Source organism: Pontibacter indicus (genome assembly GCF_900156345.1).
Classification (GTDB): Bacteria; Bacteroidota; Bacteroidia; order Cytophagales; family Hymenobacteraceae; genus Pontibacter; species Pontibacter indicus.
The window spans coordinates 1-13,957 of the sequence record NZ_FTPP01000006.1 but is presented as its reverse complement, the minus strand read 5'-3'; the positions used below and the strand labels follow the sequence as shown (position 1 = coordinate 13,957).

At 58.9% G+C, this 13,957-nt stretch carries 15 protein-coding genes; 13 read left to right on the top strand and 2 right to left on the bottom strand.

Annotated features, from left to right (window positions below):
- The first annotated feature begins 119 nt into the window (after positions 1-119).
- The 13 genes from B0B12_RS19755 to B0B12_RS19690 all read left to right on the top strand — a co-directional run bounded on the left by B0B12_RS19755 (position 120) and on the right by B0B12_RS19690 (position 11,969).
- Positions 120-968 carry an RteC domain-containing protein gene (locus B0B12_RS19755; RefSeq protein WP_170871921.1) on the top strand — a complete coding sequence of 283 codons (849 nt, stop codon included), beginning with the start codon at positions 120-122 and terminating at the stop codon, positions 966-968.
- Positions 969-1,122: 154 nt separating this feature from the next.
- Entirely contained in the window at positions 1,123-1,650 is a 528-nt protein-coding gene (locus B0B12_RS19750; protein WP_076672451.1) for a hypothetical protein, read from the top strand.
- 38 nt (positions 1,651-1,688) lie between these two features.
- A complete protein-coding gene (locus B0B12_RS19745; protein ID WP_076672450.1) occupies positions 1,689-2,027 on the top strand; it encodes a DUF4134 domain-containing protein in 339 nt (112 codons plus the stop codon).
- On the top strand, positions 1,993-2,385 hold the full coding sequence (locus tag B0B12_RS19740) for a DUF4133 domain-containing protein (protein WP_244554787.1): 393 nt from the start codon (positions 1,993-1,995) through the stop codon (positions 2,383-2,385). The genes B0B12_RS19745 and B0B12_RS19740 overlap by 35 nt, the downstream gene beginning before the upstream one ends.
- On the top strand, positions 2,369-4,852 hold the full coding sequence (locus B0B12_RS19735) for a TraG family conjugative transposon ATPase (RefSeq protein ID WP_076672448.1): 2,484 nt from the start codon (positions 2,369-2,371) through the stop codon (positions 4,850-4,852). Before B0B12_RS19740 ends, B0B12_RS19735 begins: the two co-directional genes overlap by 17 nt.
- A gap of 19 nt (positions 4,853-4,871) precedes the next feature.
- Positions 4,872-5,564: a conjugal transfer protein TraI gene (locus tag B0B12_RS19730; protein WP_076672447.1), complete on the top strand. Its 693-nt coding sequence runs from the start codon at positions 4,872-4,874 to the stop codon at positions 5,562-5,564.
- 1 nt (position 5,565) lies between these two features.
- Complete coding sequence (locus tag B0B12_RS19725) at positions 5,566-6,222, top strand: hypothetical protein (protein ID WP_076672446.1); 657 nt, start codon at positions 5,566-5,568, stop codon at positions 6,220-6,222.
- Positions 6,219-6,863, top strand: coding sequence for a hypothetical protein (locus B0B12_RS19720; protein WP_076672445.1), 645 nt, complete (start codon positions 6,219-6,221; stop codon positions 6,861-6,863). Before B0B12_RS19725 ends, B0B12_RS19720 begins: the two co-directional genes overlap by 4 nt.
- Before the next feature lie 10 nt (positions 6,864-6,873).
- The gene (gene traJ / locus B0B12_RS19715; RefSeq protein WP_076672444.1) at positions 6,874-8,085 is read left to right on the top strand and encodes a conjugative transposon protein TraJ; all 1,212 of its coding nucleotides are present in this window, start codon (positions 6,874-6,876) and stop codon (positions 8,083-8,085) included.
- A gap of 12 nt (positions 8,086-8,097) precedes the next feature.
- A complete protein-coding gene (traK, locus tag B0B12_RS19710; protein ID WP_076672443.1) occupies positions 8,098-8,715 on the top strand; it encodes a conjugative transposon protein TraK in 618 nt (205 codons plus the stop codon).
- 326 nt (positions 8,716-9,041) lie between these two features.
- Positions 9,042-10,274: a conjugative transposon protein TraM gene (traM, locus tag B0B12_RS19700; RefSeq protein ID WP_076672441.1), complete on the top strand. Its 1,233-nt coding sequence runs from the start codon at positions 9,042-9,044 to the stop codon at positions 10,272-10,274.
- Between the two features lie 32 nt (positions 10,275-10,306).
- Complete coding sequence (gene traN, locus B0B12_RS19695) at positions 10,307-11,125, top strand: conjugative transposon protein TraN (protein ID WP_076672440.1); 819 nt, start codon at positions 10,307-10,309, stop codon at positions 11,123-11,125.
- A gap of 46 nt (positions 11,126-11,171) precedes the next feature.
- A complete protein-coding gene (locus B0B12_RS19690; RefSeq protein WP_076672439.1) occupies positions 11,172-11,969 on the top strand; it encodes a hypothetical protein in 798 nt (265 codons plus the stop codon).
- 556 nt (positions 11,970-12,525) lie between these two features.
- Here B0B12_RS19690 and B0B12_RS19685 read toward each other — a convergent pair.
- A complete protein-coding gene (locus tag B0B12_RS19685; protein WP_139337848.1) occupies positions 12,526-12,960 on the bottom strand; it encodes a hypothetical protein in 435 nt (144 codons plus the stop codon).
- 454 nt (positions 12,961-13,414) lie between these two features.
- A complete protein-coding gene (locus B0B12_RS20465; RefSeq protein WP_076672437.1) occupies positions 13,415-13,840 on the bottom strand; it encodes a hypothetical protein in 426 nt (141 codons plus the stop codon).
- Between the last annotated feature and the right edge of the window lie 117 nt (positions 13,841-13,957).

Below are 13,957 nucleotides of genomic sequence, written 5' to 3'. Positions count from 1 at the left end.
CTACCTCTTTATCTAAAGACCATAACCTCAAAATTGAATGATCCCTATGTTCTATATATAAATTTCAAAGGATGTCCCAACCCGTCCCGCCTGCGACTGACACTCTTAACTTTATGGATATGATACAGCTAGCAGAACAGCTCCATCACCAACTGGTGGAGCAGCTGCGCGAGGCCGATTGCCAGCCCGCGCCTTCCGCCATCCAGCAGCACGATTGCCTGCTCCGGCTCATCAGCGAAGCCATCGGGCAACTCAAGCAGCTGGTGCTCCGTCACACGTTCCCCGACACGCAGGAGGAAATCCGTTTCTTCAAGCACTGCAAACCGAAGTTCACCAGCCTGCTGATCTACCATACCCGGCTGGCGCAACTCGACCTGAAAATGCCCCTGGGAAGCCGTCAGGACATGCTGGGGCACTTTGAAAAGGAACTGCTCCTCATCCGGGTCTTTTACGAACAGCATGTCTCCCTCTACCAGTACTTCCTCTCCCAGGCCACCTTCCTCGACGAACGGCTTTTCGTGCGGGGAAACCAGGACCTGCCCTCCCCCTACAGCACAACCTCTGTGGATTCAGACACCCGCTTTACCACCCACTATGACTATCTCTTCGGCCGGTTTCTGGCCAACGAGCGCCTGCGGCAGTACCTGCTGCAGGCCATAGAGGACCTCGAGCGCCCGGCCCCGGCCGGCCCGTCGGCAGGCCAGCGGGCCGCCATCTCCTGGACCGGCTCCAAGGTTCACCTGATCGAACTGGCCTATGCCCTCTATGAATCCGGCCAGATCAATGGCGGCACCACCGGGGTGCAGGAGATTGCCGAACGGTTGGAGGATTTCTTCCAGGTCAAGCTCGGCGGCGTGTACCGCACCTTCCAGGAAATGCGCCAGCGGAAAAAAGACAGCCGCACCAAATTCCTGGACCTGATGAAAGAACGGCTGCTCTGTCGCATGGACACCCTGGACGGGAGCTGATCCTCTCGCGCTTCGGCGCCCTGCGGCAGTTCAATTCGGGGGCACGCTTGAAAAATATTTCCCCACTACGGGAGCCCTTGTGAAAAAAGCCTTCCGGCCACGCCCACCTTTGCCTTCATCAAGCCGGTTGCACGAAGCGCCGCGCTAAACGCCCATGACGATGCTGACACAATTCTCCTGGCACCAGTTCGCCCTCTCCGTAGGCGCCTGCCTGCTGCTCTACTACACGGTCGTAACACTCCTGCTCTACCGCCGCCCCCTCCGCGCCTGGCTCAGCCGGGGACCTGCCTCCCGGCAGGCTTCCCGGCCGGCTGCCACCCCGGACGTGATGGGCCCCGTCCTGTCTGACACGTCCTCCCTTCTACCGGATGCCGCCGCACTGGTGGTTGCCCCGGCTCCCCCGCAAGAGCCGGTTGCGGCCGCCCTTCAGCCCGACGACGTCCGGGCGGACCTGCTCGCTGAGCTACAGGACCTCCTGGACCTGGCTGCCGGGAACCTGGCGGGCAAGGAAGACTTCTGCCAGCTCGTGCGCCTGGTCATCTCCCGCTATGCCCCCGCACTCCCGGGCGTGCAGGACCAGGTCAACCGCTTCCTGCTTGAGCAGGGCCACGACCGGCTCCCCTTTGCGCTGAGTGCCGCGGACCTGCAGGCCTGCTGGCCTACCGCCGCAGGCCAAGGCTGAATCCCCCTGTCTGATCTTACACTTAAACCTCCTATACCATGAAAAAACCATTCAAGACAAACACTACGGCCAGAGGCCTGAAGACCACCCTGGCCGGCACCCTGGCCCTGCTGCTCACCCTCTCCGCCCGGGCCCAGACCGGGGACGGGGAGGCAGGCATCCGCCAGGCCACTGACATGGTCCGCGGCTACTTTGATACCGGTACCAGCCTGATGTACGCCATCGGCGCCATCGTCGGCCTGGTGGGTGCTGTCAAGGTCTACCAGAAATGGAACGCCGGGGAGCCGGACACGGGCAAGGTTGCCGCCGCCTGGTTTGGCAGCTGCATCTTCCTGGTGGTCGTTGCCACCGTCCTCAAATCTTTCTTCGGCATCTAAGCACTCCCGTATGGCAACCAGCGTCTACACCATCAACAAGGGCATCAACCGCCCCATTGAGTTCAAGGGACTCAAGGCCCAGTACATTGCCTACCTGGCTGTCGGCCTGGTAGCCCTGCTGCTGCTCTTTACCGCCCTCTTCCTGGCAGGGGTGCCCCTGCCCGTCTGCCTGCCGCTGATCCTTTTAGCCGGGGGCGGCCTCTTTGCCGGCACCTACCACCTCAACCGGACATACGGCCAGTATGGGCTGCTCAAGCGCCTGGCCCGGCGCCGCCTCCCGGCCTGCGTCCGCCTGACATCCAGAAACGTGTTCCTGTCCCTCACCCAGCCCGCAGCAAGCCATGACCGCGCCTGTTGAACTGGAAAAGATGCTGCCCGTCTACCAGGTAGAGCACGACTGCATCCTCTCCCGGCAGGGGGACATCACGCTGGCCTATGAAGTCAGCCTGCCGGAAATCTTCACCCTCTCCGATCAGGAGTACGAGGCCTTCCACCAGGCTTTTATCAAGGCGATCCGCCTCCTTCCCCGCCAGACCGTCTTCCACAAGCAGGACTGGTTTGTGGAAACGGGTTATCAGGCCGATATTGAGCGGGAGGGCCTGGGCTTTTTATCCCGGTCCAGCGAGCGTTTCTTCCATGAGCGGCCACACTGGGAGCACAGCTGCTACATCCTGCTCACCAAAAAGCCCGAGGAACGCCGCGCCTCCAGCTCCCTGCTCTCCAACCTGCTGCGACGCTCCCTGGCGCCGGCACAGACGCTGCAGCCACAGCGCTACCTGGATTTCCTTGATCAGGCAGGCCAGTTTGAGCGTGTGCTCCGTGACAGTGGCTTTGCCCGCCTCCGCCGGCTGGACAATGCCGAGCTGAGCGGCACGCTGAGCCAAGCGGGCCTGCTGGAGCGCTACTGCGGCCTGCTGCCCGGTGGAAGCGCCCCGCTCCTGCAGGACATCCACCTGGATGGGGGAATTCGGATCGGTGAAAAGCACTGCCAGCTTTTCACGCTGGCCGACGCCGCCGACCTGCCCGCCCTCTGTGGCTCCCGTGTTAACTACGAGCGCTACTCTACCGACCGGACCAAGTTCAGCACGGGCTTCGCCGCCCCCCTGGGGCAGCTGCTGCCCTGCAACCACCTGCTCAACCAGTACATCTTCCTGGAGGACGTGCCCCAGGCCCTGCAGCGCCTGGAAAGCAAGCGCCTGCGCCTGCAGTCCCTCTCGGCCTACTCCCGGGAGAACACCATCGCCCGCGATGCCACCCATGATTTTCTGAACGAGGCCCTGGGCCAGCAACGGCTTCCGGTAAAAGCGCACTTCAACATCCTGGCCTGGACTGACAACCCGGAGAAGGTCAACGAGCTGCGCAACACGGTCTCCTCGGCCATCGCCCAGCTGGATGCCACCCCCCGGCTGGAAACACATGGCGCCCCACAGCTCTATTGGGCGGGATTGCCCGGCAACGAAGCGGATTTTCCCATGAACGACACCTTTGACACCTTCCTGGAGCAGGCTTGCTGCTTTCTCAACCTCGAGACCAGCTACCGCTCCTCCCGGAGTCCGGTGGGCCTGCGCCTCGGAGACCGCCTCACCGGAAAGCCGGTACATGTGGACATTTCCGACGAACCGGTCCGGCAGGGGGTCTGCACCAACCGCAACAAGTTCATCCTCGGCCCATCGGGCAGCGGCAAGTCCTTTTTCACCAACCACCTGGTGCGCTCTTACCACGAGCAGGGCAGCCACATTGTGCTGGTGGACGTGGGCCACTCCTACAGCGGGCTCTGTGACCTGGTGGGTGGCTATTACTTTACCTATGACGAACAGCACCCGATCCGCTTCAACCCCTTCTACATCGGTGCGGGGGATACGCTGGACACGGAAAAGAAGGAGAGTATCAAAACACTCCTTTTCGCCCTCTGGAAGAAAGACGCCGAACTGTCTTCCCGCTCCGAGTACGTGGCCCTGTCAAACGCCCTGGATCTGTACTTTGACCTGCTGCAGGGCCAGCCGGCGCTTTTCCCCTGCTTTGACACGTTTTACGAGTTTGTCCGCGACACCTTCACGGGCCAGCTCCGCCAGGACGGCGTCAAGGAGAAAGACTTTGACATCGGCAATTTCCTCTACGTGCTCCGCCCCTACTACCGGGGAGGCGCCTACGCTTCCCTGCTCAACGCCCGGGAGAACCTGGACCTGTTGCAGGAGCGCTTCATTGTCTTCGAGCTCGACAACATCAAGGACCACCCCATCCTCTTCCCGGTGGTGACCATCATTATCATGGAGGTCTTCATCTCCAAGATGCGCAAGCTCAAGGGGGTGCGCAAGGTAATCCTGATCGAGGAGGCCTGGAAGGCCATCGCCAGGGAAGGCATGGCCGAGTACATCAAGTACCTCTTCAAGACTGTCCGCAAGTTCTACGGCGAGGCCATCGTGGTCACCCAGGAAGTGGAGGACATCATCTCCTCGCCGGTCGTCAAGCAGGCCATCGTCAACAACTCGGACTGCAAGATCCTGCTCGACCAGAGCAAGTACCTTCACAAGTTCGACGGCATCCAGCAACTCCTGGGCCTGACGGAGAAGGAAAAGGCACAGGTGCTCTCCATCAACCGGGCCAACGAACCGGGCCGCCACTACAAGGAGGTCTTCATCAGCCTCGGCGGCACCCTTTCCAAGGTCTACCGCACGGAAGTGTCCCTGGAAGAATACCTGGCCTATACCACCGAAGAAGCAGAGAAAATGAAGGTGCAGGCCTACGCCCGCCGCTTTGGCGGGGACCTGCGCCAGGCCATTCGCGCGCTGGCCCAGGACATGCGCGCCGGCACTCTAAATCCCTAACCTCTAACCAGCAAGACCCATGATCAAATACGTCTACTCCTTTGCACTCACACTGCTTTTCTACTGCAGTACCGGTGCTCTGCAGCCCCTGCAGGCACAGGACCCCATCACGGAGGTGATCCGGGCAGCCGTCACCAAGGCCATCGTGGCCATGGACCTGCAGGTGCAGCGCCTGCAGAATGAAACCATCTGGCTGCAGAACGCCCAGAAAGTGCTCGAAAATAAATTATCGGAGCTGAAGCTGGCAGAGATCGCCGCCTGGTCCGAGGCGCAGCGCCAGCTGTATGCCGGCTACTATGAAGAGCTCTGGCAGGTTAAAACGGCCCTGACCCACTACCGGCGGGTGCGGGACATGCTCGAGCGCCAGACGGCCCTGGTGGCAGAATACCAGCGCGCTTACCGCCTCTTCCAGCAGGACGGGCACTTTACCGCCGAGGAGCTTGCGTTCATGCAGCAGGTCTACCGGGGCATCCTCGCCGGGAGCGTGCAGCACCTGGACCAGCTCTTACTCGTGCTCCGACCGGGTACGATGCAGATGCGGGACGCCCAGCGCCTGGCCCTGCTGGAAGAGGCGGCCGCACAGCTTGATGCCAATTACAGCGACCTGCGGGCCTTCAACGCCGAAAACATCCGCCTCAGCCTGCAGCGGGCGAAAGACCAGCAGAGCCTGCAACGGGTGCAGCGCCTATACGGACTCCCATCCTCCAACTGACATGAAAGCACGCATCCTACTCATCTTCCTGCTGGCGACCCTGTCCCTGCCCGCCCGGGCACAGACACTGAACGAATGGCTCCGGCAGAAACAGACACAGAAAGATTACCTGGTGCAGCAGATCGCAGCCCTCCGGGCATATGCCGGTACCTTGCGGCAGGGCTACCAGGTCCTGGACCGGGGGATCAGCACCGTGCAGCACAGCAAGAACGGCGACCTTGGCCTGCACCGGGTTTTCTTTCACTCCCTTCAGCAAATCAGCCCGGCGATCGGGGAGTCCGCCCAGCTGGCCGATATCCTCGGCTGGCAGCAGGCCATCCACCGGGACCTGGCCAGCCTGTGGGCGCGCCTTCCCGCACAGGACCTCCTCCCTGGGGAGCTGGATTACCTGGAAAACATCAGGCGGCAGGTGTTGCAGGCCTGTGACCGGGACCTGGAAAGCCTCAGGCTGCTGCTGACAAGTCATCTGCTCCAGGTCTCCGATGCCGAAGGGCTCCGCCAGCTGGCCCAGTGCCACCGGGCCACGCAGGAGCGTTACCAGTTCACCCAATACCTGATCGGGGAAACCCAGACCCTCCTTGTACTGCGGCACCGCGCCCGGCAGGACCTCCATGCACTAGGCTCGTTGTATCAACTTCCTTTTCCATCCCAACCATGAAACGATTCCGACTCATACTTCTTCTGGTGCTGCTGGCCGCAGCCCCCTTGCTGCCTGGCCGTGTGCTGGCGCAGGCAGACGAGATTCAGCAGCTCCTGCTCAATGTCGAGAAGCTCAACCAGCTGCGCAGCATCCTCTCCGACATGAAAAAAGGCTACCAGGTGCTGCACACCGGCTATAACACGGTCAAGTCCATATCAGAGGGCAGCTTCCAGCTTCACGAAGCCTTCCTGGACGGCCTGCTGGCCGTCCACCCCAGCCTGCCGCAATACCACCGCGTGGCCGCCATCCTGCAGGGCCAGCAGCGCCTGGTGCAGGAGTACAACAGTGCCTTCGCCCGCTTCCGCCGGCAAGGACATTTTTCGCCCGAGGAGCTCGCCTACCTGGCCACCGTCTACGCCCGCCTGCTGGAGCAAAGCGCCTGGCACCTGGAAGAGCTGGCGCTTGTGCTCACTGCCGGTACGCTCCGCATGCAGGATGATGAGCGGCTGGCGGCCATTGACCGGATTGCGGCGGGCATGGCTGACAAGCTCGCCTTCCTGCGCCATTTCAACCGGCAGACCACCCTCCTGGCGCTCCAGCGCAGCCGGGAGCAAAGCGATATCCGCGTTCTCGGGCAGTTGTTACAACCCACCCCTTAAAAGAATTCCCATGAACACCTTCCTGCTCCGTACTGCCGGTGCCGCCCTGGCCCTTTTCCTGCTGCCTGCCTCCGTACACGCCCAGGTGGCTGCACCCGAAACCGCCTCACTCCATCAGGTGCTGGCCCAGCTCTATACCGAGATGCTGCCCCTCTGCGAGCGGCTGATCGGCGTAGGCCGCGGGCTGGCCGGCTTTGCCGCCCTTTGGTACATCGCCTCCCGCGTCTGGCGCCACCTGGCCAATGCCGAGCCGGTGGACTTTTACCCCCTGCTCCGTCCCTTCGCCCTGGGGATGGCCATCCTGCTGTTCCCGGCCGTGCTGGGCCTGCTCAACGGGATCCTGCAGCCCACGGTAGTGGCAACAGGCGCCATGGTCCGCGATTCGGACAAGGCCATTGCCGCGCTTCTCCGGCAGAAAGAGGCCGCCCTGCGCCACTCCGACGCCTGGCACCTGTACGTCGGTCCGGACGGCAACGGCGACCGCGCCCGCTGGTACCAGTACACCCACCCGGAGGACCCAACCGGTACGGGCGAAGGGCTCCTGGAGAGCATCGGCAACGACCTGAAGTTTGCCATGGCCAAGGCCTCCTACAGCTTCCGTCACTCGATCAAGCAATGGCTCTCCGAGGTGCTGCAGCTGCTCTTCCAGGCCGCCGCACTCTGCATCGACACCATCCGCACCTTTTACCTGGTCGTGCTCTCGGTGCTGGGACCGCTCGTGCTGGGATTCGCCGTTTTCGACGGCTTTCAGCACACACTCACCGTCTGGCTCGCCCGCTACGTCAACGTGTTCCTCTGGCTGCCCGTGGCCAATATTTTCGGCAGCATCATCGGCAAGATCCAGGAGCACATGCTCCGCTATGACATCAGCCAGGTGGAGCAGAGCGGTGACACCTTCTTCAGCAGCACCGACACCGCCTACCTGGTCTTCCTGCTGATCGGCATTGTGGGTTACTTCACCGTGCCCAACGTGGCCAACTACATCGTGCACGCCGGCGGCGGCAATGCCCTCCTCTACAAGGTGACCCACCTGCTTAGCAGCTCCAACCGCACGGCCCTACTGGCCGGAGGCACCGGGGCCAGTCTGGCGGCAGGCGCCGTGGGGAGCGGCGCCTCCCTCCTGGCACACCGCCTGGCTGACGCCCCCCCTGCCACCACAACCGCCGCAGGGACTTCCTACCAGCGTGAGCGGCTCACCGGTCAACCTTCCTCCCAGCTTTAACACCGATCCATCATGTTCACACAACTTCAAAACATCGACAGCGCCTTCCGCCACATCCGTACCTTCAGCCTGCTGTTCCTGCTGGCCTGCACCCTGCTCACCGCCTTTGCCCTCTACCGCAGCGAGCTCCGGGTACGGCAGGCGCAGGAGCGCATCTATATCCTGGCAGCCGGGCACGCCTGGCCGGCGGAGGCCGCCGCCCGCAGTGAAAACATCCCGGTGGAGGCGCGCCACCACGTCAGCACCTTTCACCGCTACTTCTTTGCACTCGATCCAGACGAAAAGGTTATTGAAGCCAACCTCACCAAAGCGCTCTACCTGGCCGACGGCTCGGCCAAGCGCACTTATGACAACCTGCGGGAAAAAGGCTATTACCGGAACCTCATTGCCGCAAACATCAGCCAGCAGATCACCGTCGACAGCGTGCAGGTAGACATGGGGCGCTACCCTTACGCCTTTCGCTGTTACGCCCGCCAGCAGCTCATCCGCAGTACCTCCGTCCTTACCAGAAGCCTGGTGACCGAAGGGCTGCTGCGGACCGTCTCCCGCTCCGACCACAACCCGCACGGCTTCCTGATCGAACGGTGGGCCACCCTGGAAAACAAGGACCTCCACACCCTGCCCCGTTAGCCCCATGCGCCTCCTCCCCCACAAAACGTTCTCCCATGACCGGCAGGCCAGCGCCGTCGCCCGGGCCATCGCCGGGCGGCAGGAGCGCCTGGCGCGGCGGCTCAACAGGCGGTTTGCGCAGCTGGCCCTGCACGCCCGCAAGACCTGCCTCCTGTGCTTCTGCCTGCTGATGGGAGGCGCCAGCAGCTACCTGCTCCTGGCAGCGTTGCTTCCCACTGCTATGCCACCGGCTTCGCATACCAGGCCCCCGGCCAGCTGCGAAACGCCGCTCACGCAATACCCTGACCCCGTCTTATCCCATCCTTCCACTTTACCATAGACATCCCATGAAAACACCTGTGACAAAACAGCAGCAAGGCCGGTTCTGGCTGGTCCTCCCCCTCCTTGTGCTTCCCTTTCTGGCCCTTTGCTTCTGGGCGCTGGGGGGCGGCCAACTCCCGGACGCTATCAGGCCGGACACTGGCGGCGCGGCAGGACTCAGCCTGCAACTCCCGGAGCCCAGGCTCCGGGAACCCACCGGCCTGAGCAAACTCAGCCTTTACCAGGAGGCGCAGCGGCCCCACCCGCAGGAACAGGCGGCCTTCCTGCCACCAGACCAGATGCCCGCAGCCGGGGCCCCCTCCCCTGAATTCGCCCAGCCCGAGGAGCAGGAAGCGCTTGTCACACAACGGCTGGCAGCGCTTGCTGCCCTGCTCCAGCCGGCGGCAGCACCGGCGGGCCCCCTCCCCACACCTGCTCCAAGGGCGGGCAAACCAGCCGCCCCTTTTACTGAGGCGGATTCCTTCAGCCAGGATGTGACCCGCCTGGAGGGGCTTCTGCAGGCAATGGAGCGCAGCCAGCCGGCTGACCCCGCCATGCAGCAGCTGGAGGGCCTGCTTGAGCGCATCCTCGATATTCAGCACCCGGAGCGCGTGCGCACCCGCTCATCCCCCGAACCGTCCGCCCAGCCGCCGCTGGCACTTCAGGGCGTTTCGGCACATGCTGCTGTCACGGTACTGGCTCCTTCTTCCAAGGCAGCGGTTCCCTCGCAGCCAGCTGGCGGCTTCCATGGACTGCCCACTTCCGCCGATAAATCCGTCACGGAGGCGGCACGCGGCACCCTCGCCGCGGCCATCCACGAAACCCAGACGGTCGTGACGGGGGGTATTGTGAAAATGCGACTTCTCCAGGACGCTGTGCTGGGAGGACGCCTGCTCCCCAAAGGCAGCCTCATCTACGGGACCTGCCGCCTGCAGGGCGAGCGGCTGCTGATCCAGGTAAAAGGAGTGCAGGCGCAGCACGTCCTCCTCCCCGTGGCACTCGCCGCCTATGACCTGGACGGGCATGAAGGGCTCTACACCCCGGGTTCCATCACCCGGGAAGCCGCCCGCCAGGGAGCAGACCGGGCGATCGGCCAGTCCCTCCAGCTGCCGCCCCTGTCCCCCTCGATCGGGGTGCAGGCCGCCAGTGCCGGCATTTCAGCCGCCCAAGGCCTGCTCAGCCGGAAGACCCGCCAGGTAAAAATCACCCTGAAAGCCGGCTACCGGCTGCTCCTGCAGGATCAGCAGGACCGCACATGAAACGCTGAACATTTCACCTAAATCCTATCCATATGAAAAACTGTCTGCTACTCTTCCCCGTCCTGCTACTGCTCCAGTTGCCAGCCAGGGCGCAGGCCCCGCTGGTACTTGAACTGAGCCACCAGAAAACGACCAGCCTGCTCTTCCCCTTCTCCATCAAGAGCGTGGACCGCGGCAGCCCGGACGTGCTGGCCCAGGTGCCCGATGCCGTGGAAAACATCCTGCAGGTAAAAGCGGCACGTGCTGCCATACCCGAGACCAACCTGACGGTGATCACGGCCGATGGCTCGCTTTACAGCTTCGATGTCCGCTATGCAGCAGCCCCCCCGGTGACCCAGCTGCGACTCGAAGCCCCGACGGCGCATACCCATCCGGCGCGCTTTCGGCATACCCCTTTCCACGAGGCGCAGCTGCGCTCTATCACTGGCCAGCTGGTGTCCGACGAACGCTTTTACTATGGCATTCGCGCCAAAGACGGGCAGGCAAAGGCACGGCTCGAAGGCGTTTACCTTCACGGCAACCTGCTGTTCCTGCGTGTGGTGCTCTCCAATCAGGCGGCCATCCCCTATGAACTGGACTTTATCCGTTTCAGCGTCCGTGACAGGAAAACCACACGGCGAACGGCCCGGCAGGAAACGGAGATCACCCCCGTCTATGTCCACGGCCAGGAGGATCAAGTGCTGGGCACCGGGTATCAACAAGTCCTGGTCTTTGCCCTGGACAAGTTCACCCTCGCGCGGGACAAGGTCCTCTTTCTGGAGCTTTTTGAACGACAGGGTAGCCGTCACCTGCAGCTGCGCATTAAGGGCAGGCACCTGCTCCAGGCTGCAGCCCTGACGCTACTGCCCTGACCTGGGTCCTACCCACCAGTTCTATCAATCATTAAACGAAAGCATCATGAATCAGAAAAACCTCGATTATCTTAAAAACGGGCTGCAGTACAGCGGCTTCGGGGATCGTCTCCACCAGGAACTGGAAAGGAACGTGCAACAGCAGCTACCGGCCTTCCAGCTCAAGACGGAACTGCCCTTCTACCAGGCCGCCGTCTCCTATACCCTCCACTTCCGTAAGTCAGACCAGACGGACACCTACTTCTTCAATAAGTATGACGCTACGCTCAAAACTGACAAAACGGACCAGGAAAAAAGCCAGACCTTTTACATCAACCAAAACGCCGGCATCACTGCCCGTGAAGCCTTCAACCTGCTGAGCGGGCGTGCCGTCCACAAGGAGCTTACCAATGCCACCGGCCAACCCTACAAAGCCTGGGTACAGCTGGAGCCCGACAGCCAGGGGGAAGGAGGCAAAACACTGCTCCGGCAGTTTCACGAAAACTACGGTTATGAATTGGACAAGACATTGCGTCCCTATGCTATCCGGGAGTTTCATGATCCGCAGCAGAAAGAACAGTTGCTGCGCTCCCTGCAGCGGGGAAACGTCCAACAGGTCACTGTGCTGCTGGACGGGCAGGAAGTCAAGCGTTTCATTGAAGCCAGCCCGCAATACAAAACCATCAATGCGTATGATGAAAAGCTCCGCCCCGTCAAGCGGGAAACGCTGCTTCGCCCTGAGTCGCAGCAGGCGCCCTCGGCGAAGCAACGTCAGCAGGAACAGCAGAAAGGGGAAAAGCAGGCGCAGTCCCCGGAAGGAGAGCCCGTTCCAAAACAGACGCGCCGCAAAGGGATGGCCCTGTGAAGTGTAACAACAGGCTATGCGATTTCACTAATGCGCTCCGCTCCCTGGCAAGGGGACGGAGCGCATTGTTATAAAGACGGCAGTGTTGCCTGATGCAAGTGCCGTACAGGCCCTGGCCTGTGCCTATGCCGGCTCAGGAAACTGCGGGGCAGGTCCCTGACGGATTACGTAGAGCAGCCTCCGGCGCAACAGGCAGGATCCAGCGGCGTAGTAATTAGGACAAGGCGCTGTGTAACGTAATGAAACATAATATGAGCGAGGAGTAGCTGAAGTTTATTTTATGTTCAGAGTTACCTAACATAGTTTCTCTTTTCCTTAGTTCTTCCGGCCATGTAGAAGAATCTTTTCCAGTGGTTCACCTGTAATTCCACGGGCTATTATGGTACCGTAGCCCAAGCAATAGTTTTGTGGAAGTACATGCTATCCTCGACATGATTTCTAATGCCTGGAGTAGTTCCTGTTTTTGCTGGTTATAGCTATTTTTTAATTGCCATCGTTTACCTCGCTTAAGGATATCAAGTATAAAGCGAATAGAAAAACAATTCACATATGTAAATCAGTAGTCTATTGTAAAATCTAGTTGAACAGAATTTCTCAATATAACGCTATTGTCACTCTTCTTTAGAACATAAGGGCTATCGTTCTTACTTACAAAAATTTGAATTTGTAATTTCAATTGGGTATCCCAATAACGCGTATCTGAAGGTCCCCCCTTTGTAACATAAATAGTTGACTTAAATTCTTTATTAACTGGTCCTATTATATGCTCCCATGGTGAGCGGCTCCCAATAACATAATTTTGACTTTGCTGATTTCCTGTAGTTATAACTAAGTTTAATGAGCCTTGGGGATATCCAGTTGAGCTATCCACTACATATTTGACGTAATACTTGTCGGCATCAGTTTTAGAATTAATTTCTTCTTTTTCACAACTAAACAGGGACAGCGAAAGACACAATATAGTAAGAAAAGTATAGATTGTTTTCTGCATTGTGAAAGGTTCTAAAGCATAGATGTGTTTAAATAGCTCTTTACTGAGGACTCTGCATAGTCTGCAAATTGGCTGGTATTCTAAAAAGTTGAACATCCAGTTTTTGTTGGCTGACTCGTCTAGCTGTACTTGTAAATATGTATTGCTCGCCTTGATAAATAGATTTTAATATTATAGCACCGCATCTGGCTAAAATTTCCTGGAAATTACCCCATTTACAGTTTTTAAACATAGCAGGATCAACGGGCTGCTTCGATGTGAAGTATAGTGTTAAAGTTTTTTCCTGTCAATCCAGGTTTCTACACTTCCCGATTTCATTTATAGTTTCTTTTTAATGCGGCAACCTGTACTAGTCACCTATACCTAAACTTATTTCATTAAAAAAGTTAAGTTTATAGAAGGCTGTCAGCCGAAGCATAGGGTATAAACTGTGTTGGGCCAAGTTATTTTACAATCAGGAACCTCTCCCCTTTATTCTCTGTAGGAACAAAGGCTTCGAATATCTCTTTTTTTGAAGAGTATACTTTCTTACTTTTCCTGTTTCTATTCTAAGTGTGTCTAATTCAATGTATTCATATTGAATAGGTGCAGTATCAAATAGCAATTCAACTTGACAGCCTGAGCATAAGGAGAAGCTAAGTCTGGAAGTGTTGTTGTTAAGGTGTGTTAGTTTTGCTGAACTGGCAATTACTGAGTCTTCCATTCTATACTTTACATAATTTTTTATCCCCTTGTCAGATTCCCTGGCCTGAAAGTCAATAAAAGAGAGAGTTACTTCTACTCGATTATCAGATTCATTTTTAATATAGCCATAGTGCAACGAGTCACAAGATGTTATCAAGGGCAAGAGTAGTGTCAGTAAAGCACCTACTTTTTTCATTTTTATCCTTTGAATTTTGCCCAACGTTTTGTAAAGGCTGTGAACGAGGTGTAACCGAGTATGGAGCCTGTGCCGTGTTGGTTTGAGCTTTTCTTACTTTTTCTCAATTGTCACAGG